The sequence below is a fragment of the Streptomyces sp. B93 genome (genome assembly GCF_018070565.1).
GTDB lineage: Bacteria > Actinomycetota > Actinomycetes > Streptomycetales > Streptomycetaceae > Streptomyces.
In genome coordinates, this window is sequence record NZ_JAGPXL010000007.1 from 44717 (window position 1) to 66329 (window position 21613).

Annotated in this window: 27 protein-coding genes; 11 read left to right on the forward strand and 16 right to left on the reverse strand. The window is 72.0% G+C overall.

Annotation, left to right across the window (positions count from 1 at the left end; all coding sequences use genetic code 11):
* Window positions 1–50 precede the first annotated feature (50 nt).
* The 3 genes from msrA to KBY47_RS09115 form a co-directional block, all read right to left on the reverse strand.
* The gene (msrA, locus tag KBY47_RS09105; RefSeq protein WP_210920475.1) at window positions 51–563 is read right to left on the reverse strand and encodes a peptide-methionine (S)-S-oxide reductase MsrA; all 513 of its coding nucleotides are present in this window, start codon (window positions 561–563) and stop codon (window positions 51–53) included.
* 408 nt (window positions 564–971) lie between these two features.
* A complete protein-coding gene (locus tag KBY47_RS09110) occupies window positions 972–1151 on the reverse strand; it encodes a hypothetical protein (protein ID WP_210920476.1) in 180 nt (59 codons plus the stop codon).
* A 169-nt stretch (window positions 1152–1320) separates the two neighbouring features.
* Window positions 1321–1893 (reverse strand): TetR/AcrR family transcriptional regulator, encoded by a 573-nt coding sequence (locus KBY47_RS09115; protein ID WP_210920477.1) that lies wholly within the window; start codon window positions 1891–1893, stop codon window positions 1321–1323.
* Window positions 1894–2111: 218 nt separating this feature from the next.
* Between KBY47_RS09115 and KBY47_RS09120 the strand changes: the two genes are divergently transcribed.
* Window positions 2112–2831: a hypothetical protein gene (locus tag KBY47_RS09120; protein ID WP_210920478.1), complete on the forward strand. Its 720-nt coding sequence runs from the start codon at window positions 2112–2114 to the stop codon at window positions 2829–2831.
* 271 nt (window positions 2832–3102) lie between these two features.
* Here the strand turns inward: KBY47_RS09120 and KBY47_RS09125 are convergent, their stop codons facing one another.
* The 3 genes from KBY47_RS09125 to KBY47_RS09135 form a co-directional block, all read right to left on the reverse strand.
* On the reverse strand, window positions 3103–3675 hold the full coding sequence (locus KBY47_RS09125) for an ABATE domain-containing protein (RefSeq protein WP_210920479.1): 573 nt from the start codon (window positions 3673–3675) through the stop codon (window positions 3103–3105).
* A gap of 85 nt (window positions 3676–3760) precedes the next feature.
* Window positions 3761–4786: an alcohol dehydrogenase gene (locus KBY47_RS09130; RefSeq protein WP_210920480.1), complete on the reverse strand. Its 1026-nt coding sequence runs from the start codon at window positions 4784–4786 to the stop codon at window positions 3761–3763.
* Window positions 4787–4926: 140 nt separating this feature from the next.
* Window positions 4927–5445: a helix-turn-helix domain-containing protein gene (locus KBY47_RS09135; RefSeq protein ID WP_210920481.1), complete on the reverse strand. Its 519-nt coding sequence runs from the start codon at window positions 5443–5445 to the stop codon at window positions 4927–4929.
* Window positions 5446–5588: 143 nt separating this feature from the next.
* Between KBY47_RS09135 and KBY47_RS09140 the strand changes: the two genes are divergently transcribed.
* Window positions 5589–6983, forward strand: a complete 1395-nt coding sequence (locus KBY47_RS09140) for an MFS transporter (protein WP_210920482.1) — start codon at window positions 5589–5591, stop codon at window positions 6981–6983.
* Window positions 6984–7226: 243 nt separating this feature from the next.
* On the opposite strand, the gene KBY47_RS09145 is transcribed toward KBY47_RS09140, so the two are convergent.
* The gene (locus KBY47_RS09145) at window positions 7227–7886 is read right to left on the reverse strand and encodes a 1,4-alpha-glucan branching protein (RefSeq protein ID WP_210920483.1); all 660 of its coding nucleotides are present in this window, start codon (window positions 7884–7886) and stop codon (window positions 7227–7229) included.
* Between the two features lie 50 nt (window positions 7887–7936).
* Window positions 7937–8494: a hypothetical protein gene (locus tag KBY47_RS09150; protein WP_210920484.1), complete on the reverse strand. Its 558-nt coding sequence runs from the start codon at window positions 8492–8494 to the stop codon at window positions 7937–7939.
* Window positions 8495–8659: 165 nt separating this feature from the next.
* Between KBY47_RS09150 and KBY47_RS09155 the strand changes: the two genes are divergently transcribed.
* Window positions 8660–9454, forward strand: a complete 795-nt coding sequence (locus tag KBY47_RS09155; protein ID WP_210920485.1) for an SDR family NAD(P)-dependent oxidoreductase — start codon at window positions 8660–8662, stop codon at window positions 9452–9454.
* 180 nt (window positions 9455–9634) lie between these two features.
* On the opposite strand, the gene KBY47_RS09160 is transcribed toward KBY47_RS09155, so the two are convergent.
* A complete protein-coding gene (locus KBY47_RS09160; protein ID WP_210920486.1) occupies window positions 9635–10558 on the reverse strand; it encodes an oxidoreductase in 924 nt (307 codons plus the stop codon).
* A gap of 90 nt (window positions 10559–10648) precedes the next feature.
* Between KBY47_RS09160 and KBY47_RS09165 the strand changes: the two genes are divergently transcribed.
* A complete protein-coding gene (locus KBY47_RS09165; protein WP_210920487.1) occupies window positions 10649–11239 on the forward strand; it encodes a TetR/AcrR family transcriptional regulator in 591 nt (196 codons plus the stop codon).
* A gap of 26 nt (window positions 11240–11265) precedes the next feature.
* Here KBY47_RS09165 and KBY47_RS09170 read toward each other — a convergent pair whose 3' ends face one another.
* Window positions 11266–12039: a methyltransferase domain-containing protein gene (locus KBY47_RS09170; protein ID WP_210920488.1), complete on the reverse strand. Its 774-nt coding sequence runs from the start codon at window positions 12037–12039 to the stop codon at window positions 11266–11268.
* Between the two features lie 28 nt (window positions 12040–12067).
* On the opposite strand from KBY47_RS09170, the gene KBY47_RS09175 reads away from it, so the two are divergent.
* Both KBY47_RS09175 and KBY47_RS09180 read left to right on the forward strand, forming a co-directional pair.
* Window positions 12068–12490 (forward strand): MerR family transcriptional regulator, encoded by a 423-nt coding sequence (locus tag KBY47_RS09175; RefSeq protein WP_210920489.1) that lies wholly within the window; start codon window positions 12068–12070, stop codon window positions 12488–12490.
* A gap of 43 nt (window positions 12491–12533) precedes the next feature.
* On the forward strand, window positions 12534–12923 hold the full coding sequence (locus KBY47_RS09180) for a hypothetical protein (RefSeq protein ID WP_210920490.1): 390 nt from the start codon (window positions 12534–12536) through the stop codon (window positions 12921–12923).
* An 84-nt stretch (window positions 12924–13007) separates the two neighbouring features.
* On the opposite strand, the gene KBY47_RS09185 is transcribed toward KBY47_RS09180, so the two are convergent.
* The 5 genes from KBY47_RS09185 to KBY47_RS09205 form a co-directional block, all read right to left on the reverse strand.
* Window positions 13008–13499 (reverse strand): RNA polymerase sigma factor, encoded by a 492-nt coding sequence (locus KBY47_RS09185; RefSeq protein ID WP_210920491.1) that lies wholly within the window; start codon window positions 13497–13499, stop codon window positions 13008–13010.
* 110 nt (window positions 13500–13609) lie between these two features.
* Window positions 13610–14218, reverse strand: coding sequence for a class F sortase (locus KBY47_RS09190; RefSeq protein ID WP_210920492.1), 609 nt, complete (start codon window positions 14216–14218; stop codon window positions 13610–13612).
* Window positions 14215–14595, reverse strand: coding sequence for a Tat pathway signal sequence domain protein (locus KBY47_RS09195; RefSeq protein WP_210920493.1), 381 nt, complete (start codon window positions 14593–14595; stop codon window positions 14215–14217). Before KBY47_RS09195 ends, KBY47_RS09190 begins: the two co-directional genes overlap by 4 nt.
* A 128-nt stretch (window positions 14596–14723) precedes the next feature.
* The gene (locus KBY47_RS09200) at window positions 14724–15713 is read right to left on the reverse strand and encodes an NAD(P)-dependent alcohol dehydrogenase (RefSeq protein ID WP_210920494.1); all 990 of its coding nucleotides are present in this window, start codon (window positions 15711–15713) and stop codon (window positions 14724–14726) included.
* Window positions 15714–15853: 140 nt separating this feature from the next.
* Entirely contained in the window at window positions 15854–16555 is a 702-nt protein-coding gene (locus KBY47_RS09205) for a TetR/AcrR family transcriptional regulator (RefSeq protein ID WP_210920495.1), read from the reverse strand.
* 178 nt (window positions 16556–16733) lie between these two features.
* Here KBY47_RS09205 and KBY47_RS09210 point away from each other — a divergent pair, with 178 nt between their 5' ends.
* Together KBY47_RS09210 and KBY47_RS09215 are read left to right on the forward strand one after the other, a co-directional pair.
* Window positions 16734–17165 (forward strand): Rrf2 family transcriptional regulator, encoded by a 432-nt coding sequence (locus KBY47_RS09210; protein ID WP_210920496.1) that lies wholly within the window; start codon window positions 16734–16736, stop codon window positions 17163–17165.
* Window positions 17166–17286: 121 nt separating this feature from the next.
* Window positions 17287–18039 carry an SDR family NAD(P)-dependent oxidoreductase gene (locus tag KBY47_RS09215; protein WP_210920497.1) on the forward strand — a complete coding sequence of 251 codons (753 nt, stop codon included), beginning with the start codon at window positions 17287–17289 and terminating at the stop codon, window positions 18037–18039.
* A 25-nt stretch (window positions 18040–18064) separates the two neighbouring features.
* On the opposite strand, the gene KBY47_RS09220 is transcribed toward KBY47_RS09215, so the two are convergent.
* Window positions 18065–19051 (reverse strand): helix-turn-helix transcriptional regulator, encoded by a 987-nt coding sequence (locus KBY47_RS09220; protein WP_210920498.1) that lies wholly within the window; start codon window positions 19049–19051, stop codon window positions 18065–18067.
* Between the two features lie 221 nt (window positions 19052–19272).
* Here KBY47_RS09220 and KBY47_RS09225 point away from each other — a divergent pair, with 221 nt between their 5' ends.
* The 3 genes from KBY47_RS09225 (at window position 19273) to KBY47_RS09235 (ending at window position 21582) form a co-directional block, all read left to right on the forward strand.
* Window positions 19273–20082 (forward strand): M23 family metallopeptidase, encoded by an 810-nt coding sequence (locus KBY47_RS09225; protein WP_210920499.1) that lies wholly within the window; start codon window positions 19273–19275, stop codon window positions 20080–20082.
* A 140-nt stretch (window positions 20083–20222) separates the two neighbouring features.
* Window positions 20223–20726 carry a lamin tail domain-containing protein gene (locus tag KBY47_RS09230; RefSeq protein ID WP_210920500.1) on the forward strand — a complete coding sequence of 168 codons (504 nt, stop codon included), beginning with the start codon at window positions 20223–20225 and terminating at the stop codon, window positions 20724–20726.
* 88 nt (window positions 20727–20814) lie between these two features.
* On the forward strand, window positions 20815–21582 hold the full coding sequence (locus KBY47_RS09235; protein ID WP_210920501.1) for a hypothetical protein: 768 nt from the start codon (window positions 20815–20817) through the stop codon (window positions 21580–21582).
* The last annotated feature ends 31 nt before the right edge of the window (window positions 21583–21613 follow it).

Genomic DNA, 21613 nt, shown 5'->3' on the forward strand with positions numbered 1-21613 from the left:
GCTTCCTGGATCAGGGGCGGGCGCCCGGCCCGGCCCCTGTCATCCAGCGGTCAGGACGCCTGCCGCTGCGGCAGCCGCCAGCCGGGACGGGGGAAGTGGCAGGTGTATCCGTCCGGGTAGCGCTGGAGGTAGTCCTGGTGCTCGGGCTCGGCGTCCCAGAACGGCCCGGCGGGCACGACCTCGGTGACGACCGGTCCCGGCCACAGTCCCGACGCGTCCACGTCCGCAATCGTGTCCTCCGCGACGCGCCGCTGCTCGTCGTCGAGGTAGAAGATGGCGGACCGGTAGCTCGAGCCGATGTCGTTGCCCTGGCGGTTCCTGGTGGTCGGGTCGTGGATCTGGAAGAAGTACTCCAGGATCGTCCGGTAGTCGGTCACGCCCGGGTCGAAGACGATCTCGATGGACTCGGCGTGGCCCTCGTGGTTGCGGTACGTCGGGCGCTCGACGGCGCCGCCGCTGTACCCCACCCGCGTGGACAGGACGCCGGGGAGCGTCCGGATCAGCTCTTGCATCCCCCAGAAGCAGCCGCCCGCGAGCAGAGCCCTCTGCTGGGTGTCAGCCATGTTGTGTCACCTGTCCTCCGTGTCGACGCCGAAGCCGCCTGCTCACCATGGTGCCGCTACGGCACCGCAAGCACCGCCGGTTCGACCAGCGGGCACACGGCACCGGCCGTACGGCCCGGCAGTCACCAGTCTGACTGGTGACGACCCATCTGGCAAGATCACATCACCGCCTCGGACGGTGACGCTCGTCACCCTCTCCGCCCCCACGGCGCGGGGCCGCCGCCCTGCTCGGGGTGGCGGCCCGGTTGGCCTCCTCCTCCGGCCGGGCCGTCAGCACCCGGCCGTCAGAAGACCTGGAGGAAGCAGCCGCAGGCGATCACCACGGCGGCCGACACCGACACGACGGCGGTCAGGGTTCTCTGGATTCTCACTGTGACTCCCCGGGGAGGGTGGTTCACTCCTGGCCGCTCAGAGGCAGACACGCACGAGCCACTCGTCCGGGTTGAAGGCGTCCCTCGCCGGGTCGCGCGCCACCGCGGGCCGCTCCTCGACCATGTCCTCCGGGAGGATGCGCTCCGGCAGCTTGCCGAACCGCAGATGCCGGGCCTCCCTGGCGGCGGGGGTCTGTGTCCTGGCTTCGTGTCCCACTTCGACATCTCCTCCGTGCGATGAGGCACCACGGCGGGTGGCGGCCGTTGCCGCTCGATCGTCACACGGCACGCATCACCTGTCAAGGCGGTGACGCACGACAACTTCGGCCGCCTGGGGCCTGTTGGAGCGCACGCTCCATGGACGGCCTCGGCCGCCGCGCCGCGGCTCAGCGCAGCAGCACCCCGAAGACAACCGTGAAGAACGCCTCGAACGACCGGGCCGAACGGTCGGCGCGGGCACTGATCAGCGCCCCTTCCCACGCGCTCAGCACGAACCGCGCCAAGGTCGACGCGTCCAGCGTCTTCGCCACCTCGCCCGCCTCCTGAGCGTCCTTGACGGCGAAGGCGAGGGCGTCCGTCCAGGCCTGGAAACTGTCGTGCACCGTCGCGCGCACCGCGTCACTGTGGTCAGCGACCTCGACGGCGAGGTCCCCCACCAGGCAGCCGCGGTTGAACTCCGCCTTGATGTTCTCGTCACGCAGGAACTCGAAGTGCCGGCGCAAGCGGGTCAACGGCGCGACCGACCCGTCGCGCAGGGACTCCAGCCGCATGGTGGCGCCGTACCTGTCGAGCGCGACGACCGCCAGGGCCTCCTTGCTCGGGAAGTGGTTGTAGAAGGACCCCTTTGGCGCACCGGCGGCGTCGGTGATGTCCTTCACGCCCGTGGCCGCGTAGCCGTGGGCGTGGAACTTCTCGACCGCGGCGGCGATGAGGTTCTCACGCAGGCTGGCTCTGGGCATCGCTGGACCTCCGGGCTTCCGATGCAGCGCTCAAGACGATCGGTCACATTCAAAGTACCAGATTCGCTCGTCGGGGCACGCCCCTCTGCAAGCGGTTGCGGCTGTTCGTACGTTCAGAGCATGAGCCGCGACACAGCCGATCTCCGTTTGGAATTCTTAAGACGACCGGTCATTATCAGTAGGACAGTCACCATCACACAGACCAGAAGGACAGGGACATGACTGATCTAACGGCCAAGGTCATCGAGGCGCACGGCAGCCTGGACCGCTACGCCCGGTACGAGTCGGCCACCGTCGACTTCCGCTCGGGAGGTGCCCTGTGGGCGCTCAAGGGGCAGGAAGGCGTGTTCGAGCGGGCGGCCGTACGCGTGGACCTGCGCCGGCAGCACGCGAGCCACTTCCCCTTCACCGCGCCCGGCCTGCGCACCTCGTTCACCCCCGAGCGGGTGGCCGTGGAGAACGACCGCGGCGAGACGCAGTCGGAGCGCCGCGCGCCCCGGGACGCCTTCGCGGGCCACACCCTGGAGACCCCCTGGGACGACCTGCACGTCGCCTACTTCGCCGGTTACGCGATGTGGACGTATCTGACGTCCCCCTTCACCTTCGTCTCCCCCGGCTTCCGCACCGAGGAACTGCCGGCCGTCAGGGAGGGGGACGAGACGTGGAGCCGCCTGAAGGTCACCTTCCCCGAGAGGGTGGCCACGCACAGCCGGGAGCAGATCTTCTACTTCGACGAGAACGGGCTGCTCCGCAGGCACGACTACACGGCGGAGGTCATCAACGCCGGACCCGCGGCGCACTACTCCTACGACCACATCGAGTTCGGCGGGATCATGGTGCCCACCAGGCGCGTGGTCCACCCGCTCGGGGACGACGGCGCGGCGGTGCGCGACATCGAGCTGGTCACGATCGACATCATGGACGTCGAGTTCGTGTGAGCCACCCTGCGGCCAAGGGGCGTCGAGTTGGGCGGTGTTGTCGCAGAGCTTCGAGAACAGCACCTGCCCCGCTGCACTTCGGCGCGCCCGCCGTCCTGCCCGGCGCTGAGGCTCCTGGTCCTGGGCGACGGCGAGCGGCCTCCACGTCATGTGCGACAGCGCGGCGATGCGGCGGCGCGAGCGCCTGACAGCGGTGCCGTCTCGTTGAGATGGCCACGTTGTACGGGGCCGTGGCGAGCCTCGTGAGGCCAAGGCCTCCGTGGTCGCTCACTCAGCGCGTGCGGCCCGCGAGCGCCTTGCGTTCGGCGGCCCGCTTGCGGGCCCGGTAGGCGGCGGCCTTGACCTTGTTGCCGCACGGGTCCATGGCACACCATTCCCGTCGCCCGCCCTGGGAGCGGTCGAGGAAGATCTGCGAACACTCGGGGTTGCTGCACTCCTTGAACAGGGAAGCGTCCGAGCCGCTCAGCACCGTGACCGCGTCCTGTGCGACAGCCGCGAGCGCCTGCTCGGCGGTGGCCTCCACCTGGCGGCCCTCGGCGGTGAGCTGTGGCACCGGGGTCGGCTTGCGGGCGTACTCGTTCACCAGTGCCAGTGCGTCGCTGTCGTACGGCTCGTCCGCCATTCTGGCAAGGACGAGCCGGTAGACGGCCTCCCGCAGCCGCAGGGCCGCGTCGAGGTCCGCCGGCCCGAGCGGGATCTCGTCCTGGGTGACCCCGGCCTGCTGGAACCACTCGCTGAGCCGCTGCGGAGTACTGAGGTCCTCCCGGGGCTCTGAGCGGTGTCTGAAGCGCAGGGTGCCGGGGAAGTCGAGCGCCAGAGCGCCACCAGGGAATGGATGGAGCATGTCACCAGTCTAACCGGTGACGGCTGGCGGGGGCAAGTGCTCCCGCGGCACACCGCCCCGGCCCCCGGGGCGATCGTCGATGGGATCAGCCCGTGGTGAGCACCATACGGAAGCGCGCGCTGCCGTCCAGCATCTTCCGGTAGGCGGCGTCGGCCTCGTCCAGGGGCACGGTCTCCACCATGGGCCGGATGCCGTGCAGGGCACTGAACGCCATGGTTTCCTGCACGTCCTGTGCGGTGCCGGACGGGTGGCCGCGCACGGTCCTGCCCCGCATGATCAGCTGGAACGGGCTGATACCCATCGGCTCGGCGCTCGCGCCGACGACGATGAGTTCGCCCCGGTGCGTCATGCCGTCGACCGTCGCCGCGATGGCCTCGGAGTCACCGGCGGTGGCCAGGACGGCCCGCGCGCCGCCGAGGGAGAGCAGGGCCTCCGAGACCGGCGTCCCCGCCGTGCTGTCGACGTAGTGATGGGCGCCCAACTGCTTGGCGAACTCGGCCTTCTCCGCTCCCCGGGCGATGGCGACGGTCTCGAAGCCCATCGCCACGGCGTACTGCACGCCCAGGTGACCGAGGCCGCCGATGCCCAGCACGGCGACCAGATCGCCGGGCCGGGCGGAGCCGCGCCGCAGACCGTTGTACGTCGTGACGCCCGCGCAGGCCATGGGTCCGGCGTGGGCCGACGTCAGGGCGTCGGGAATCCGGGCCAGCGCGTCGATCGGCGCGATCATCGCGTCGGCGAAGCCTCCGTCGTAGGCGTAGCCGGGGATCTTGAGGCTGTCACAGACGATGAAGTCGCCCTGGCGGCAGGGGGTGCAGTGACCGCAGCTGCCCCCGAACCAGCCCACCGTCACGCGGTCCCCCACCTGCCAGCCGCTGTCCTGCGCCCCCTCGCCGAGTTCGTCGATGCGTCCGGCGACCTCATGACCGGGCACCAGGGGGAAGCGCACCCCGGGCATTCCGGCGCCGACGAAGAAGGCGTCGCTGTGGCAGATGCCGCAGGCCTCGACGGCGATCCGGACGTGACGCGGTCCCGGGCGGGGCAGCTCGCGCTCGACGACTTCGAAGGTCCCGTTCGCGGTGGCTACCTGGGCGACTCGACAGGTGTTCATACGCGGCTCTCCGGAGACGGGCGGCGACCCGGACGGGGTGCGCCCGGCGGTCATTTCCTCTCACGGTCGGGACGTGAGAGCACCTCCATCGCACCACTCACCGGTGGGGTCGGCAACACGTGCCCGCGGGCCGGGTCTCCTCAGACCGAGAGGGGTTCCAGCAGCCTCTTCGGCGTGAGCAGGGCGCGGCTCACCGGGTCCGTGGGGTTCGTGTCCAGCGCGGGTCCCGGCTCCATCAGCACGTCCTCGACCGGTACGACCACGCCGCAGGCCGGGCACTCCCCGTACGCCCCCAGTTCGGTACGGCAGTCGGCGTGCCGGAAGCTGCGCAGTTGGGCGCCGGTCACATGCGCGCGGCCCCAGAGCCCGAGCGAGCGCAGGGTGGGCCAGAGCGCGATGCCGCGTGCGGTGATGACGTACTCGTCGCGCGGGGGTGACTGCTGGTACCGGCGCTTCTCCAGGAGGCCCTGCTCCGTCAGCTTCTGTAGCCGGGCGGAGAGCACGGCGCGCGGGATGCCGAGGTGGACCAGGAAGTCGTTGTAGCGGCGCACGCCGAACAGCGCGTCCCGGACGACGAGCAGCGTCCACCGCTCGCCGACGATCTCCAGTGCGTCCGCGATGGAGCACTCCTGCGTCGCATAGTCCTTGCCAAGCGCCATGCCGTCCAGGCTACCAAGTCGGTTCAGTGATTGAACTCACAAGGGAAGCCGGGATCGATGACCTGACCCCTGGCGCTACTGTGACCAACCACGTCGGTTCAATGACCGAACCTTCTCGTACCGCTTCCGGAGGCCCCGACCCCATGTCCCTGGACACCCCAGCCACGACATCAGCGAGAAACGGCGTTCGGACACGCGCCGACCGGGCCCCGAGGCCCCGTGCCACCCTGGCGCTGACCAGCGCGGCGACGGCCGTGACGCTGATGACGTACACCACGCCGCTCGTCACGCTCCCCGACACGGCCGCCGCCCTCCACACCCCGCTCTCCGCGCAGGCATGGCTGATCAACGGCACACCCCTGGGCCTGGCCGCGCTCCTGCTGGTCGCGGGCAGCCTCGCCGACGACTACGGCCGCCGCCGGATCTTCCTCCTGGGCACCCTCACCCTGGGCATCACCACGGCACTCGGCGGTCTGGCCTCCTCGACCCTGCTGTTCACGCTGGCCCGCATCGCGCAGGGCGCGGCCAGCGCCGCGATCCTCGCCAGCAGCCTCGGCCTCCTCGTCCACGCCTTCCCGAGCCCACGCGGCCGACTGCACGCGACCGGAGTCTGGGGCGCCTTCGTCAGCGGCGGCATCGCCGTCGGCCCCCTGGTGGCGGGCGCGATACCGAACTGGCGGGTGGCGTACGGCGTCCTGGGCGCGGCGCTGCTGGTCGTGGCGGCCCTGTCGGCGCGTACGTTGTCGGAGTCCCGTTCCCCGAGGGACGGACGTCCTGACATCCTCGGCGCGCTGGCCTTCGGACTGGCGCTGGTCGCGCTGGTCGCCGCGCTCACCCTGGGCAGGGACGGCTGGCTGCGCGCACCGGTGGGCCTGCTGTTCCTCGCGGCCGTCGTGCTGCTCGGCCTGTTCGTGCTCGTGGAGCGCCGCGCCAAGAGCCCGATGATCGAGCTGGGCCTGCTGCGCCGCAGAGGCTTCCTCGCGTCCTCCGTCGGCGGCCTGTTCACGGGCCTGGCGGTGATCGGCCTGTTCAGCTTCCTGCCCTTCATCCTCCAGCAGACGCTCGGCCTGTCCCCCCTCGAGACGGCGTGGCTCTTCCTGCTCTGGTCGGGTCTCTCCTTCGGTGTGGCGCTCCAGGCGAAGCGGCTGGCGGGCCGGGTGCCACCGCGTCATCAGCTGGCCCTCGGTTTCGTCCTGCACGCCGCGGGCGCGCTGACGATGCTCGGTGCGATCAACGCCGACTCCTGGCAGCGGCTCCTTCCCGGTCTGGTCGTCAGCGGTGTCGGCAGCGGCCTGCTGAACGCCGCGCTGCCACTGCTCTCGGTGGAGTCGGTTCCGGCCGCGAGGGCGGCCATGGGCTCGGGTGCCCAGCAGACCCTGCGCTACATCGGCTCCTCGGCCGGGGTGGCGCTCGCGATCGCCGTGGTCACGTCGGCGGGCGGCGGCCTGGGCGACGGCACGAACATCGCGCTGCTCGGCGGGGCGGGGCTGTCGGTCCTGGCGGCCGGGGCGGTACTGGCGCTGCGGGACCGCTCCTGAGCGGAGGTGATTGGGACGGGGAGCGCCGTGGCCATGGCCCGGCTCACCCCGTGTTCACCGTCCCCTCGGCAAGCGTCATCGGCGTTCCTCAGGCACCGCTGGGCTGCGCACCGCGTACCGGAAGCCGTGGAAGACGGTCCGTTCCAAGTCGCCCTAGTCATCCTCCAGTACCGACGCGTACAGAGGACGGCGCCCACCGGTCGCGTCGACGGGGCCACGGCTCACCGGTGCGGGCCGTCGCGGCTATGCCCCGCCGTCGGCGTGCAGTACGGCGAACACCGCCCTGGCGCGGGTGCCGTTCGGCGTCTGCCAGCAGCCCGTGACATGGCCGACGGTGTCCTGCGGCGCGAGCAGCGGGGTGGTGTCCGCGGGTCGCAGGACGCGGTGCAGGCGGAGGGCGGGGCCGTGCGGCGTGGCCAGGACGGTGCCGTCCGGATCGTCGGTGACGGTGACTGGCTCCCGGAGGGGGCCCGCACCCGTGCAGGAGGCGGTGACCTCCCGGTCCGGTACGTCGCTCAGGTTCTGGTCCTGGGCCTGTGCCCGCCCCTCGATCAGGGCCAGCAACTGCGCCATGGCCACCCGGTCGTGGCAGGCGTCGTAGGCCCACCGCCGACCCAGCACGCCGTGGTCCATGGTGCCGACGAGCGCGTGTGCCGCCCCGGCGAGCGGGGCGCCGCGGTAGGTGAGCGGGACGAGGTAGGTGGTCGGGTCGGCACTCGAGGTGTCCGTGACGACCATGAACTCGATGCCCACCTCGCCCTCCGGGTCGTCCAGCCGGAACCCGCCCGCCTTGGCCAACTGGGGCCCGGCCGCGCCGCGTTGGTACCAGGGGCGGGTCGGGAGCCAGGAGGTGAGCAGTTCCAGCTTGGTCGGTCGGAGCGTGGTGTCGTGGATGACGGCCATGTCTCGGGTTTCCCTCCGGTGGTGATCCTGGTCGGGCCCCGCACCCTGCGTCAGTGGGTGAGGGCGGGCGGTGTGGGCAGTCCGGGAGGCGCTGTCTCGGAGGCCGCGGGCGGGGTGGGGAGGGGGACGCCGCAGGCGGTACCGGAGAGGCTCACGACCATCGCGGGGCCCTCAGGCGAATCACCGGCGCCCAGGAACCCGGCCCAGCGGTTCTTCTCCAGGTGCCAGCCGACGGCGTCATCCTCGCTCGGCGGCTGCCAGTCCGACCGCCAGCCCCGCTCCTCAAGGACGGTCAGCACCGGGCGGACGGCCTCGCGATCCAGTGGTTCCGCGGTCCGCAGGAAAGCCACGACCCTGCACGGGTTGCCTGTCACCTTCCCGGCCTCCGCCATGTCGGCGAACCGGACCCGCCCCTGGCCCACCGCCTCGAACGCCGCCCGGACATCGCGGCGCACCTGAGCGACGGTCAGTTCGTCCTCGGCCCGTGCCGCCGTCGCACTCGCGGTGGCCGCCTCCCCGTCCGTCGCACGGCCCCCGCCGCCCTCGCCACACCCCGTCAGCGCCGCCGCCAGTGCCAGCACCGTGACAGCCCGTCCCACCCCGCGCATGCGTCATGCCTCCGTCATCACAGTCGTGCGGGGAAGTCTCGCACGCACGCGTGCGGCCTCCTCCGTGGCGTCGGGGTGACACGTTCGCAGCAACCCCGGTGAGACCGGACTCCTCGCGGGAACGGTGAGCCGAAAGGACCGAGAAGCAGGGGAAGGGTACGACGCATGCACATCGACCTGAAGGGGCGCACCGCTCTGGTCACCGGCTCCACCCAGGGCATCGGGGCGGCGATCGCGGCGGGGCTGGCGCGGTCCGGGGCCCGGGTGGCCGTCAACGGGCGCAGTGAGGAACGGGTGGAGGAGAGCATCACCCGGCTGCGCGCGGAGGTACCGGGAGCGGAGTTCGTCGCCGCGGTCGCCGATGTGGGTACGGCGGAGGGGGCCGACCGGGTCGCCGAGGCGGTGCCCGAGCCCGATGTCCTGGTCAACAACCTCGGGATCTTCGGCTCCGCCGAACCGCTGGAGATCGACGACGACGAGTGGCGGCGCTACTTCGAGGTCAACGTGCTGGCGGCGGTGCGGCTGACCCGGATGTTCCTGCCGTCGATGATGGCGCGCGGCTGGGGCCGCGTGCAGTACATCGCCAGTGACTCGGCCGTCGCCATCCCCGCCGAGATGATCCACTACGGGATGTCGAAGACCTCGCTCCTCGCGGTGAGCCGCGGCTTCGCCAAGGCGGCCGCGGGCACCGGCGTCACGGTGAACTCGGTGCTCGCCGGGCCCACGCACACCGGCGGAGTGGAGGACTTCGTCTACGAACTGGTCGACCGTTCCCTGCCCTGGGACGAGGCACAGCGCGCGTTCATGCGCGCCCACCGGCCGCACTCCCTGCTGCAACGGCTGATCGAGCCGGAGGAGATCGCCCACATGGTCGTCTACCTGAGTTCGGACCAGGCGTCGGCCACGACGGGCGGTGCGTTGCGGGTCGATGGTGGTTACGTCGACTCGATCCTTCCGTGAGGCGGGGGCTGCCCCAGCTGGTCCGGACGCCAGGGCACCTGAAGTGGACAAGGGTTGTGGGGTGAGCGAAGAGGGTGAACCCGCACGGAGAACCCACGGGCGTCGCGGCACGCGCCGCGGTGCTCGTCGGTGAGGAAGGCCCGCCCCCTGACGGGGTGTGCGGCGCCCGCCGCCCAGGCCCTAGCGAGCGACCGGGAGCTGCTCCGCCGGCCAGTGGGCGTCCGTCAGTTCCTCCGACGCCGTCCACAGGCGTCGGGCCGCTGCCGCGTCGCTCGCCGCCGCCGACCGTCCGACCAGCGTGGGCCCGCCCCGCAACTCGCCGAGGCCGTCGGGGCCGACGAAGCTCGCGCCGGGCAGGTCCTGGGTCGCGGCGAACAGGGTGGGCAGGGCGCCTGCCGCGTCGTCCTGGGCGAGGAACCTGTTGCCGATCCTCAGGACTGCCCGCATGACGGGGTTCGCGGTGTGGCTCTGGAGGTTGGTGGCCGCGTAGCCGGGGTGGGCGGCGAGGGCGCGTACCGGGGAGCCGGACTCGGTCAGGCGGCGCTGGAGTTCCAGGGTGAACAGGAGGTTTGCCAGCTTCGACTGGGCGTACGCGCGCCGCGGGTCGTAGTCGGACGTCCAGTTGAGGTCCTCGAAGCGGATGCGGCCGTCCGCCCAGCGGTGGGCGCCGGAGGAGACGGTCACGACGCGGTCGGTGAGGTGCGGCAGCAGCAGGTTCGTCAGGGCGAAGTGGCCCAGGTGGTTGGTGCCGAACTGCATCTCGAAGCCGTCCGCCGTCCGTTGCCGCGGCAGCATCATCACACCGGCGTTGTTGATCAGCAGGTCCAGCGGACGGCCCTGCCAGGCGGCCGCGAACTCCCGTACGGAGGACAGGTCCGCCAGGTCCAGGCGGCGTACCTCGGTGCTGCCGTGCACCGTCGTCGCCGCCGCCCGGCCCCGTTCCGGGTCCCGCACGGCGAGGACGACGTGTGCGCCCGCGCCTGCCAGGGCCTGTGCCGCGGTGCGGCCGATCCCGCTGTTGGCGCCGGTGATCACCGCCGTGCGACCGGTGAGGTCGGGCAGCCGGCTCGCGGCCCATGCGTTGGTCTTCTTCTCCTCAGCCATACCCTCGAATGTAGGCACCGCCAACAATGATGTCAATGACAACAATGCTGACGGTGACAACTATGCTGGCGACGCCTACATGGAGTTACGATGTCCCCCATGCCCGGGAGCCGCCCCTACCACCACGGAGATCTGCGCGCCGCCCTGCTCGCCGCCGCGGAAAGCACCCTGCGGGAGAAGGGGGCCGGTTCCCTGTCGCTGCGCGAACTCGCCCGCGAGGTCGGCGTCAGCCACGCCGCGCCCGGCCGCCACTTCAAGGACAAGCAGGCCCTGCTCAACGCGCTGGCGCTGGCGGGGTGGGAGCGGCTCGGCCAGACCCTGGAGACCGTCGACGACCCCGCCCTCCCCCTCGAACCCCGCCTCACCGCCCTCGCCCGGGCCTACCTCGGCTTCGCCGTGGACAACGCCGAGCTGCTGGAGCTGATGTACGCCCGCAAGCACGACCCCGAGGCCTCGGAGCGGATGGCCGCCGCCGTGGGCGGCCTCACCCAGGTCATCGCGGACGCCCAGGAGCGCGGCGAGATCATCCCGGGCGACCCCGAGGAACTCGACCTCCTGCCAGGGGTCGCCCTGTACGGCATGGCCGCCTTCATCTCCGGCGGCATGCTGTCCCCCGAGGCGGCCACGGCGAGCGTGGACACCCTGGTCCACCACCTGCTCCACGGCCTCAGGCCCCGCTGACGGTCACGCCTGTGGATTGCCGCCGGTCAGGGCCGTACCGCCGTCGCCGTGAAGAGTGGGATCGCGACGAACGCCCGGCCGTCCGCGGCGCGTTCGCGCTGGTCGGACAGCCACACCTCCGCCTCGGCGGCGCTCACCGCGCCCGCGGCGCCGGCGGCCCGCGCCAGCGCGCCGAGCACGGGCAGCATCAGTCCGTCGGTGAACACCGCCGTGTCCACCGCCACCCGCGCCTGCCCGAAGCCGCCGTCGAGGAGCAGGTTCCGGTAGCCGCGCGCCACCCGGGCACTGGGCATCAGGTCGGCGCGGGCGGCCACGATCGCCCGGGTCAGGGCGGGCAGCGCGGAGTCGATGACCAGGGTGTCCCAGTCCTGCCCGATCAGCGCGACACGCCCGCCCGGCACCAGCACCCGGTACGCCTCCGCCACCGCCGCCGCCGGATCGGTCAGCTCGTGCAGCACCTTCTCCGCCCGGCAGGCGTCGAAGGAGCCGTCCGGATACGGGAGCGCCTCCGCGGCGGCGACCTCGAAGCGCTGGTCGGGCCAGCGCTCCCGGGCCGCCGCCACCATGCCGACGTTGGCGTCGACGCCGGTCGCCGCGGCACCGAGAGTGGCGGCCTCGCCAACCGCGCGCCCACCGCCGCAGCCGATGTCCAACAGGCGGGTCCCCGGGCCCACGCCGAGGAGTTCGTAGGAGCGGGCGCGCAGGGCGACGGCCGCGGGGGCTTCGTCCAGGAGGTCGAGGAGGGTGAGCAGTTCGCTGAGGTCGCGCTGCCCGGTCGTCGCTGTCGTTGTGTTGGCCATGCGCGCCAGACTGCGACTTAATGCCGACATGAAGTCAAGCGCCACCGTCGCCCCCATGGCCATCGGCGAACTCGCCGCACACTACGGGCTCGCGCCGCACGTCCTACGGCACTGGGAGGCGATGGGCCTGCTCTCCCCCGGCCGCGACAGCGCCGGGCGACGCCGCTACGACGGGACGCACCTGGCACGCGTCGCGGTGATCCTGCGCGGCAAGGAGGCGGGGCTCGGTCTGGCGGAGATCCGTGACCTCCTCGCCGACGACGGCGCCGACCGCCGCCGGGTACGGCTGGAGGCCCACCGGCAGCGGCTTCAGGCGACCGTCGACCGGGCCCGCGCCTGCCTGGAACTCGTTGAGTGCGCCCTCGGCTGCACCCACACCTCCCTGGCCACCTGCCCGGACTTCGCCGTGCTGGTCCAGGAGCGTGTGGACGCCGGGCCGTTGCCGGAATGAGCGAGCCTGTTGGTGCGAGCCTGTTGGCGCCGACCGTCACCCGGTGCCGGGCGAAGGCGCCGTCACGTCGCCGGTGCGCGGCGGTGACGGTTCGACGGACGGCGCGTTCGTCGCCGTCGCCGAGGGCCTGGTGGGGTCCTGTGACGCGGTGCGGTCGCGGACCGGCGGTCTGGTGGGGCTGGTGGGACTCGCGCTCGGGCTGGCGGGCTCCGGTGAGGGCGTGGGAGTGGTCGTCTCCGGGCCGGTGCTCGGGGTCGGCGCCGGGACGCTGGTGAGCGGCGGGGCCAAGGGGCCGGTCGGGCGGGCGGGATCGCCGGTGGCCGGCGGGCGCAGGGGCAGCACGATCAGGGCGGCGGCGCCGCAGGCCACGACTGCGCCGACCGTGGCGCGGAGCAGTTTGCGGCGCGCCGCACGACGGCGGACCGCCGTGTAGCGGCCCGGCGGCGGGCCAAGGAACTCCGCGGGCGGCCGGAGGATGACGGCGAGCGGGTCGTCGGGGGTGAAGCCCGGGTCCTCGTCAGAGTGAGTGATCAAGGCTTCTCCTCAGGTGGGCACGGAGCAGTTCGCGGGCCGCGTGCAGATCGGCCTTGACGGTTCCTTCCTTGCGTCCGGTCAGGGCGGACACCTCCCGGATCGGCATGTCAGCGTAGTAGTGCAGCAGGATCGGGACGCGCAGTCGCTCCGGCAGCGACTGCACCAGCAACCGCACCGACGGGTCGGCCTGTTCGGGCTGCGGGGTCAGCGCGGCTTCCGTGGTGACCCGGTGCACGGCCCGGCGTTCGCGCTCCAGCTTGCGCCAGTGGTCCCGGACGATGTTGGCCGCGGTGACGTAGAGGAAGCCGCGCGGCTCCGACACGCTGCTCCAGCGGGCCCACAGCCGGGTGAACGCCTCGGAGGCGATCTCGTGGGCCGTCTCGTCGTCGTCGACCAGGCGGCGGCACCAGCCCGCCAGACGTGGGTAGAGGGCGGCGAACAGCTCGGAGGCTGCCTTTTCGCGGGACCGTTTCAACGTTCTCCATGGTCGTGATGCCACTGGTCCTGTGGGTTGCTCGGGTACTCGCCAGGCGGGCTCGGCGGCTCGACCGCTCAGTGACGACTCAGCGACGACTCAGCGACGGCTCAGCGACGGCTCAGCGCCGCGAAGACGATCACATTGTCGGCGTACCCGTCGCCGGTCCGTGCGCCGCCGCAGGTGATGAGCCGCAGTTCCGGTCCGCCGACGTCGCCGTACACCTCGTCGGAGGGGAAGTCCGCCTTGGCGACGGTGCGCACCGAGGTGACGGCGAACACCGCCGCCTCGCCGTTCTCCAGGCGGGCCACGACGCGTTGGGCCCGGCGCAGTGCGGACAGGTTCCGGAACACGCCGTCCCCGTACGGGCCTACCGTGACATGGCCGAGGATCACCGAGGGTCCGGTGGTGCCCGGCGTCGGGGAGTGCTCGTACCAGCCCGCCTGGTCGTGCGCCGTGATCGGGGGCACCTCCACACTGCCGTCCGGGGCGAGCCCGAGCCGCAGGACGGGGGTGTCGACGCCGATGGCCGGGATCTGGAGCCGTACCGGAACCGAACCCCCGGGCGCGGACGCCGACTTCGGGGGTCGCCGCCGCCCGGCGGGCGGTGTGCTCGGGGCGTCGGTCCGCGTGTCCTGCCCGGCCGGGCGGCCACCGCAGCCCACGAGCAGCGTGCCCAGGGCGGCGGTGGCGAAGGCCCGTCTGGAGAGCGGGATCATGCCCCGGTCGCCCGCCGGTGACGCATGACCAGGGCCGTGCCGCCGCCGAGGACGACCGCGGCGGCGGCGCCCGAGCCGATCAGCCCGCCGTGGCCGGCCGGGCCGGACGCGGTGGGCGCCACGCCGGTGTCCGGAGCCCCGCTGGGGACGACGGAGACCTGCGGCGGCCGGGTCGGCTCGGCGGAGGGGACTGGGCTCGCGGTGGTCGGGGCGGTGGTCTCGGCCGGGCTGGGCTCCGCGGTGGCGCTCTGGTCCGGCATCACGGTGGGGCTGGCGGGGGCCGGGGTGGGGCTCCCGCCGTCGGCGAACGCGGGTACCGCGCTCGCCAGGACGGCGGTGCAGCCAAGTGCCAGGGCACTGAAGGCGGTTCGGCGCATCTGTCGCTCTCTTTCGTCGGTCCGGCCGCCCGGTGCGGGCGGCGGGCTGTGTGACGGATCGAGCGGAGAGACGAGCCACCGGAGGTGTACGTTGCAAAGAGCGGGTAAAGAAGCGGGGCGGCGTCCGCTCATGGCACCGTGATCACCGCCTTGCCCCGCGCGTGCCCCCGCTCCACGTGCCGCACACCCTCCGCCGTGTCGGCCAGCGGGTAGGTCCGGTCGACCACCGGGGTGAGCTTGCCGGAGTCGATGAGTGCCGTGACGGCGAGGAGGTCGTCGTGGGTCGGCCCGGCGGGCGGGGAGGGGAGGATCGGGCGGAGTCGCTGGCGGACGAGTGGATTGATGGCCATGAGCCGCAGCAAGGAGCCGACCGCACCGAACAGATGGCCCGGAGAGCCGCCGCCGTTGGCTACCAGGGTCCCGGTGGCGGTGAGGGCACGGCGCAGTCGGGCCGGCGGGTGGTTGCCCACGTTGTCGAGGATGACGTCGTAGCGCACGCGCCCCTCGGTGAAGTCCTCGCGCGTGTAGTCGATGACGTGTGCGGCGCCCAGGGTCCGTACCAGGTCGGTGTTCCCGGTACTGCACACGCCGGTGACCTCCGCGCCCAGGGCGGTGGCGATCTGTACGGCGAAGATGCCGACGCCGCCCGCCGCCCCGTTGACCAGCACCCGCTGTCCGGCCCGCACCCGGCCCACGGTCCGGATGCCACGCAGGGCCGTCACCGCCCCCACCGGCACCGCGGCGGCCTGTTCGAAGGTCAGGCCGGCCGGCTTGGGCACCAGCAGGTCGGCGGTGGTGCGCGCGTACTCGGCGAAGGCGCCCGGACAGAAGCCCAGTACCTCGTCGCCGGGCCGGAGTCCGGACACGGCGGCTCCGACGGCCTCGACCCGTCCGGCCGCGTCGATCCCGGCGATCCGGGACTTCGGACGGGTCAGCCCCACCCCGCCCATGAGCCGGGCCACGTACGGGTCGCCCCGCAGCATGTGCCAGTCGTACGGGTTGAGTGCGGCGGCGTGCACCCGCACCAGCACCTCGTCGGTCCCGATCCCGGGCCGGTCGGTGTCCACCAGCCGCAGGACGTCCGGCGGGCCGAACCGTTCCTGGACGATCGCCTTCATCGCTCTCCCCCATCCTGTTGCCTCCGACAGCGGGGTGTACGGGGTACACCCCCCTCCTCGGCAAGGTAGGTGTACGCCGTACACCCGTCAAGGGGCGCGGCGCGGTACGGCGAAGGTGTCCGATGTGCTTCAGACGCCTGTCAGTCGGCCTTCCGGAGGCACTCCAGGCCGTCCAGCGTCAGGTCAAGGGCGAACTCGAACTCGAACTGGTCGTCGCAGCCCGAGCCGACCACGGACGCCTCGTCGTGGGCGACCGCCATGGCCAGCGCGGTGATGTGGGGATAGCGCGCGGCCATCTCCGCGGGCGGCGGCGCGTCCGGGTCCGGCTCGCGGTCCGGGGTGTCCTGGAACAACTCCTGGGAGAAACCGAGCAGTCGGCTGCCCAGCACATGCATCGTGTGGTGCACCAGGTCGATCGAGAAGCCTCCGGCCCGGAAGATCCCGATCATCGAGTCCAGGTACGCCATCACCGCCGGGGTCGGGGTGGCCCGCGCCTTCATCCGCGCCTCGATGACCTCGGCGGCCCACGGGTGGCGCAGCAGCATCCGGCGGGCCGAGAGGATCCGTCGGCGGACGGCTGCCTTCCAGTCGGTGTCGGTCACCGGTGGGTCGATCTCGCCAACCACGGCGTCGATCATGCCGTCGAGCAACTCGTTCTTGTTGGCGACGTGCTTGTAGAGCGCCATGGGTACGACGCCGAGTGCCTGCGCGATCCTGCGCATGCTGAGCGCCTCGACACCGCCCTCGTCGGCCAGGACGACGGCGGTGTCCAGGACCCGTTGCCTGCTCAGGGGTGCGCGGGACCGTGCGGTGGCGTCGGCCTGCGTGCTGATCTCCACCATCTCCTTCGGTACGGCAGTGCCTGGAGCCGATCTTCGCTCCCCCCGTGTGAATGTAGCCGCAGGTGCCTTCACAGGCGCAAGAGGTCCTGCCGGGACAGGGTCGGCGGGATTTGCCACCGACGGTCGTAACAATTATCGTTACGACTGGAACCGGGGAGCGAGGGAGGAGGAGTCCGGCGTGAGCGCCAACAGCAGACTGACCGTCGCGGCGCACGCCCTGACATGGATCGGGCTGTACCAGCGACGCGGCCACGAGGTCGCCACCTCCGAGCAGATCGCGACGAGCGTCAACACCAACCCGGTGGTGATCCGCCGCCTGCTGGCCAAGCTGAGCAAGGCGGGCCTGGCCGGTTCACGACGGGGGGCGGGGGCGGGCTGGATGCTCGCGCGGGACCTGGGCTCGATCACCCTGCTCGACGTCTACGAGGCGATCGAACCGGGACCGGTCTTCGCCCTGCATCCGGCGACACCGGACCCCGAGTGCGTCGTCGGCCACGGCATCGGACCGGTGATGACCACCGTGTACGACGACGTGGAGGCCACCCTGCGCAGGGAGCTGGCCAAGACCACGCTTGAGGACGTACTGCGGGACATCCTCAGAACCGCCTGACCTCGGACCGTCGACTTCTCCCGCTCCATGTTCCCCGCTCCATGTTCCCCGCTCCATGGGGGATCGCATTTCGCACCCATTGATGTAACAGCAATGGTTACAACCAACATCGGAGAGTCTCATGGGACAGCTGGACAACAAGACCGCCCTCGTCACCGGTGCCTCCAGCGGCATCGGCCTGGCGATCGCCCGCCGCTTCGCCGCCGAGGGCGCGACCGTCTACCTGACCGGGCGCCGCAAGAGCGCGCTGGACGACGCCCTCGCGCGGATCGGCGCCCGCGGCATCGCCGTCCGCAGTGACGCCTCGGACCTCGGCGACCTCGACCGGCTCTTCGCCGAGATCGCGGATCGCGGCAACCGCCTGGACATCGTGGTGGCCAACGCCGGGGTCGGGGACTACAGCCCGCTCGGCACGATCAGCGAGGAGGAGTACGACCGCACCACCTCGATCAATCTCAAGGGCACGATCTTCACCGTCCAGAAGGCGCTGCCGCTGCTGACGCCCGGTGCCTCGGTGATGCTGCTGTCCTCCAGCGCGGCCCTGCGGGCCGTTCCGGGACTGGGTGTCTACGCCGCCACCAAGGCCGCGATCCGCAGCCTCTCCCGCACCTGGGCCGCGGAACTCGCCGACCGGGGCATCCGCGTCAACACCCTCACCCCCGGCCCGATCGAGACCCCGGGCGGGGACGAACTGCGCGCGGCGTTCCCGGACGGTGACCGGCCCACCGGGGCCGAGCCCGCCCCGCTGGCCCCGCTCGGCCGCACCGGGCATCCCGACGAGGTCGCCGCCACCGCCCTCTACCTGGCGAGCGACCAGAGCACCTTCACCACCGGCGCCGAACTGTTCGTCGACGGCGGCGTCACACAGCTCTAGGCAGGGGCGCGCCCACGGGCCCGTCTCAGCGGCCCAGCAGATGGCGGCCGCGCGGGGTCAGGGTGTGCAGCACGTGCGGGCCCGCGCGTTCGCTGGTGACGAGCCCGGCGTCCCTGAGGACGGTCAGGTGGCCGCTGACCGAGGAGGGCGGCAGAGCGAGGCGGGCCGCGACGGCGCCGGTGGTGCGGGTGGCCAGGAGGGCATCCAGCACGCGCGCCCGGTTCGTCCCGAGCAGCCGGGCCAGGGCGGCGTCGTGCCGGGTGCCGGGCTCCGGCGCGGGCGGGTCGCACGGGTGGAGGGGGTAGACGACGACCGGGGGCAGCTCGGGGTCGGCGATCGCCACGGGTGCGGTGTGGCAGAAGAAGGAGGGGATCAGCCTCAGGCCGCGGCCCCGTGGGCGGATGGTGCGGTCGACCGGGTAGGGGGCGCTGAGGACGGGGTCCTGCCAGGTGAAGGGGGTGAAGGCGCCCAGTACCGCGCCGAGCCCGCCGTCGAGCGCCGCCGTCCGCCGGGCGTGGTCGGCGGCGACGGTGGCCTCGGTCTCGCCCCAGTCGGGCAGGAGCAGGTGGCTGTGGAAGTGCCGTAGGGCGTTCGCGATGTCGTCGAGGAGTGCGCGGTCCCCGTCGGCGAGTCGCCGTGTCCACGCGGGGAGGGCACGGTGGCGGGCCGTCTCACGCAGTTCCCTCGCCAGCCGGGCCCGTGGGGTCTCCCGCAGGGCGCGCAGTCCGGCGGTCATACCCTCCTCCGACTCGACGGGAGTGAGGAAGTCCGGCCAGTAGGCGGCGGCAGGGGCGAGGTCGTTGAGCAGTCGGCAGGTGCCGCGCAGGTCGTGCCGGCGCGTGCGGTCCCGGGCCCGCTTCCGCCAGCGGCGCAGCCGGTCGGGCAGCGGGCCGGGCGGCGCGGTCAGCACGTGCAGGCCGAGGACGGTCTCCCAGATGGGGTCCGGCGTGCGCGCGAACCGCACATGGCGGAAGTCGGCGTCGCTCAGATGGATGCGCAGGGTCCCGGCCATGCCTGTGATGTAACAGCGGTGTGGCGCGCCGTGGAAGGGCCCGTCGCCGACTTCACCGCCCCTCGGCCGACCTGGGGTTTTCGGCTGGGGCGGAAAACCCTCCCAGCCTGGTCATGGACACGTCCATACGATGCCTTGTCCGCGGTGCGGGACACGCGCCGCGCGTGCGCCCCGTGTCCCCCGCAACTCCACCCCCCTCCCCCACCGAAGGAGTCCGCGCCATGCCCTCCAGACGCGCCCTGTCCGTCCTCCTCGCCGCCGTCATCGGCCTGTTCGGCCTCACCGCGACCCCCGCCCAGGCGGCACCGGTCTTCAAGGCCCCCTACCCCTGCGGCCAGCAGTGGACCTACAGCCACCACTCGGCCGAGGTCCGCCTCGCCCTGGACTTCGTCCGCTCCGACGGCGGCTCGACCGCGGGCACCCCGGTGCTGGCGTCCGCGTCCGGGACGGCGTACCGCTACTACCAGTCGGGCGGCGCCGGGAACTACGTCGTCGTCGACCACGGCGGCGGCTGGCAGACGTACTACTTCCACCTCGCGGCCTTCTCGATCAGCCACGGCCAGAGCGTCTCCCAGGGCCAGCAGCTCGGCACCACCGGCTCCACCGGCAACAGCTCCGGGGCGCACATCCACTACGAGCAGCTCTACAACGGCGTGGGCCAGACGATCCGCATCAACGGCGTGTCCCTGGCGCCCTACCCCGGCTCGTACTACCAGAAGTACCTGACCAGCGACAACGGCTGCTCCGGGCAGAGCGGCAAGTACTGGGTCGACACCTTCGCCAACGCCCCCGGGTACGCCTCCCCGACCAGCACCACCCAGACGGGCACCCTGTACGCGGGCACCAACTACGTCTTCTGCAAGGTCTGGGGCCGGGAGATCCGTGACGGGTCCGGCAACTACAACCACTGGTGGCTGCGCACGGACCTGGACGTGGGCCCGGCCAACCAGTACGTCTCGGCGTACTACCTCTCACGCTGGGGCAACGACGAGGCGCGTGACAACAACGGGACCGTCATCCCCAACTGCTGAGGCACGGACAGGCCGGGGTGACCGCGTGTCACCCCGGCCGCCGACGGCTGCTTCACAATTCCCACACCTTCACAACACACGCCCTTCACCTTCGATAGGCTCCCTCCGCACCATCCGAACCACCGAGGGGGGATCACCTCATGCGCATACGCACGCGCCTGGCCGTCGCCGGCACCGCCGCCGCGACCGGAGTGCTGGCCGCGGTCGCCGCCGCACCCGCCCAGGCCGCCGAGTACAGCTCGGCCCTGAAGGTCAAGGGCATCCAGTACGACGCACCGGGCCGCGACGACAACCGGTGCAGCGGCGGCAACACCAAGGCCGAGTACCTGACGATCAAGAACTACTCCAGCAGCAAGACCGTCAACCTCAAGGGCTACGTCGTCAAGGACGCCGCCGGGAACCGGTACAAGTTCCCCGCCAACCACTACTTGCAGCCCGGCGACTACGTGAAGCTGCGCGGCGGCAAGGGCACCGACTCCGACGCCAACAACGTGGCCTACCGCCAGAACTGCAATTTCATGTGGAACAACGACAAGGACACCATCTACCTGTACAAGTCCTCCGGTGACCGCGCGGACGTCCACTCGTACACCAAGCGTGCCAACGACCCGGACGGCAACGGCTACATCAACTACCACGGCTGACCGGACGGTCTGAGTACGCCTACTCATGCCGGCCGGCGCCGGGCCCGGGACGATGGCCCCATCGAGGCACGGACCGGGAGGCGGGGGCATGGGCAGACTCGTGGGAGCGGTGGTGGCCGTCGTGGCGGCCGCCGCCGCTCTGGCGTTCGCGTACACGGCGGGGGCGCCGGCCTCGGTGGTGTTCGCCGCCGGGGCGGGCGTGCTCAGCCTGCTGTGGCTGATGCTGCTGCTCACGCTGCCCTGGAACCTGTACTTCCGGGCGCACTCCGTGCTCGCCGAGATCGCGGTGAGCCGCGAGAAGGGCCTGGAGGTCTCCCCGGCCCGGGACGCCGAGGCGGCGCGCATCGCGCGCACGATGCTGCGGGCGGCGGTCGGGGGCCACCTGCTGACGGCGGCGGTCGTCCTCGGTGTCACCTGGGCGACGGGCGGGTTCACCGGGTACTGGTTCGCCGCGTTCTTCCTGCTGAGCACCTTCTTCCGCCCGGCCGGTGCCTACTTCGGCCAGCTCCGGCGGCGCCTCGGCACCCTCCTGAAGGACGTCACGTACCCCCGGGACGACGTCCTCGCGCTGCGCGCCAGGCTCGACCACACCGAGGCGGGGACACGGGTCCTGGAGGAGAAGGCCGAGGAACAGTACCGGGCCCTCGCCGAACTGCGCCGCACCATGGACGCCCTGGCCCTGAGCACGCACGAGCGGGCCGAGGAGGCGGAGCGCAGGATCGCGGCGCTGGGCCGGGAGTTCGAGGCCACCGTGGACCGGCTCACCGACAACCAGGAGATCATCGCGGGCGTGAAGGCGTTCCTGCGCCTGCTGCGCTCCCCCGACGCCACCGACACCGCACCGGCCCCGAGGTGACGGCGCCGGATGTCGCCGGGCCACCGTGGAG

Excerpts from the sequence above, each read along its gene's own strand:
- msrA (WP_210920475.1), bottom strand. The coding sequence starts at position 563 with ATGGCTGACACCCAGCAGAGGGCTCTGCTCGCGGGCGGCTGCTTCTGG.
- KBY47_RS09115 (WP_210920477.1), bottom strand. The coding sequence starts at position 1,893 with ATGCCCAGAGCCAGCCTGCGTGAGAACCTCATCGCCGCCGCGGTCGAG.
- KBY47_RS09120 (WP_210920478.1), top strand. The coding sequence starts at position 2,112 with ATGACTGATCTAACGGCCAAGGTCATCGAGGCGCACGGCAGCCTGGAC.
- KBY47_RS09125 (WP_210920479.1), bottom strand. The coding sequence starts at position 3,675 with ATGCTCCATCCATTCCCTGGTGGCGCTCTGGCGCTCGACTTCCCCGGC.
- KBY47_RS09130 (WP_210920480.1), bottom strand. The coding sequence starts at position 4,786 with ATGAACACCTGTCGAGTCGCCCAGGTAGCCACCGCGAACGGGACCTTC.
- KBY47_RS09135 (WP_210920481.1), bottom strand. The coding sequence starts at position 5,445 with ATGGCGCTTGGCAAGGACTATGCGACGCAGGAGTGCTCCATCGCGGAC.
- KBY47_RS09140 (WP_210920482.1), top strand. The coding sequence starts at position 5,589 with ATGTCCCTGGACACCCCAGCCACGACATCAGCGAGAAACGGCGTTCGG.
- KBY47_RS09145 (WP_210920483.1), bottom strand. The coding sequence starts at position 7,886 with ATGGCCGTCATCCACGACACCACGCTCCGACCGACCAAGCTGGAACTG.
- KBY47_RS09150 (WP_210920484.1), bottom strand. The coding sequence starts at position 8,494 with ATGCGCGGGGTGGGACGGGCTGTCACGGTGCTGGCACTGGCGGCGGCG.
- KBY47_RS09155 (WP_210920485.1), top strand. The coding sequence starts at position 8,660 with ATGCACATCGACCTGAAGGGGCGCACCGCTCTGGTCACCGGCTCCACC.
- KBY47_RS09160 (WP_210920486.1), bottom strand. The coding sequence starts at position 10,558 with ATGGCTGAGGAGAAGAAGACCAACGCATGGGCCGCGAGCCGGCTGCCC.
- KBY47_RS09165 (WP_210920487.1), top strand. The coding sequence starts at position 10,649 with ATGTCCCCCATGCCCGGGAGCCGCCCCTACCACCACGGAGATCTGCGC.
- KBY47_RS09170 (WP_210920488.1), bottom strand. The coding sequence starts at position 12,039 with ATGGCCAACACAACGACAGCGACGACCGGGCAGCGCGACCTCAGCGAA.
- KBY47_RS09175 (WP_210920489.1), top strand. The coding sequence starts at position 12,068 with ATGAAGTCAAGCGCCACCGTCGCCCCCATGGCCATCGGCGAACTCGCC.
- KBY47_RS09190 (WP_210920492.1), bottom strand. The coding sequence starts at position 14,218 with ATGATCCCGCTCTCCAGACGGGCCTTCGCCACCGCCGCCCTGGGCACG.
- KBY47_RS09195 (WP_210920493.1), bottom strand. The coding sequence starts at position 14,595 with ATGCGCCGAACCGCCTTCAGTGCCCTGGCACTTGGCTGCACCGCCGTC.
- KBY47_RS09200 (WP_210920494.1), bottom strand. The coding sequence starts at position 15,713 with ATGAAGGCGATCGTCCAGGAACGGTTCGGCCCGCCGGACGTCCTGCGG.
- KBY47_RS09205 (WP_210920495.1), bottom strand. The coding sequence starts at position 16,555 with ATGGTGGAGATCAGCACGCAGGCCGACGCCACCGCACGGTCCCGCGCA.
- KBY47_RS09215 (WP_210920497.1), top strand. The coding sequence starts at position 17,287 with ATGGGACAGCTGGACAACAAGACCGCCCTCGTCACCGGTGCCTCCAGC.
- KBY47_RS09220 (WP_210920498.1), bottom strand. The coding sequence starts at position 19,051 with ATGGCCGGGACCCTGCGCATCCATCTGAGCGACGCCGACTTCCGCCAT.
- KBY47_RS09225 (WP_210920499.1), top strand. The coding sequence starts at position 19,273 with ATGCCCTCCAGACGCGCCCTGTCCGTCCTCCTCGCCGCCGTCATCGGC.
- KBY47_RS09230 (WP_210920500.1), top strand. The coding sequence starts at position 20,223 with ATGCGCATACGCACGCGCCTGGCCGTCGCCGGCACCGCCGCCGCGACC.
- KBY47_RS09235 (WP_210920501.1), top strand. The coding sequence starts at position 20,815 with ATGGGCAGACTCGTGGGAGCGGTGGTGGCCGTCGTGGCGGCCGCCGCC.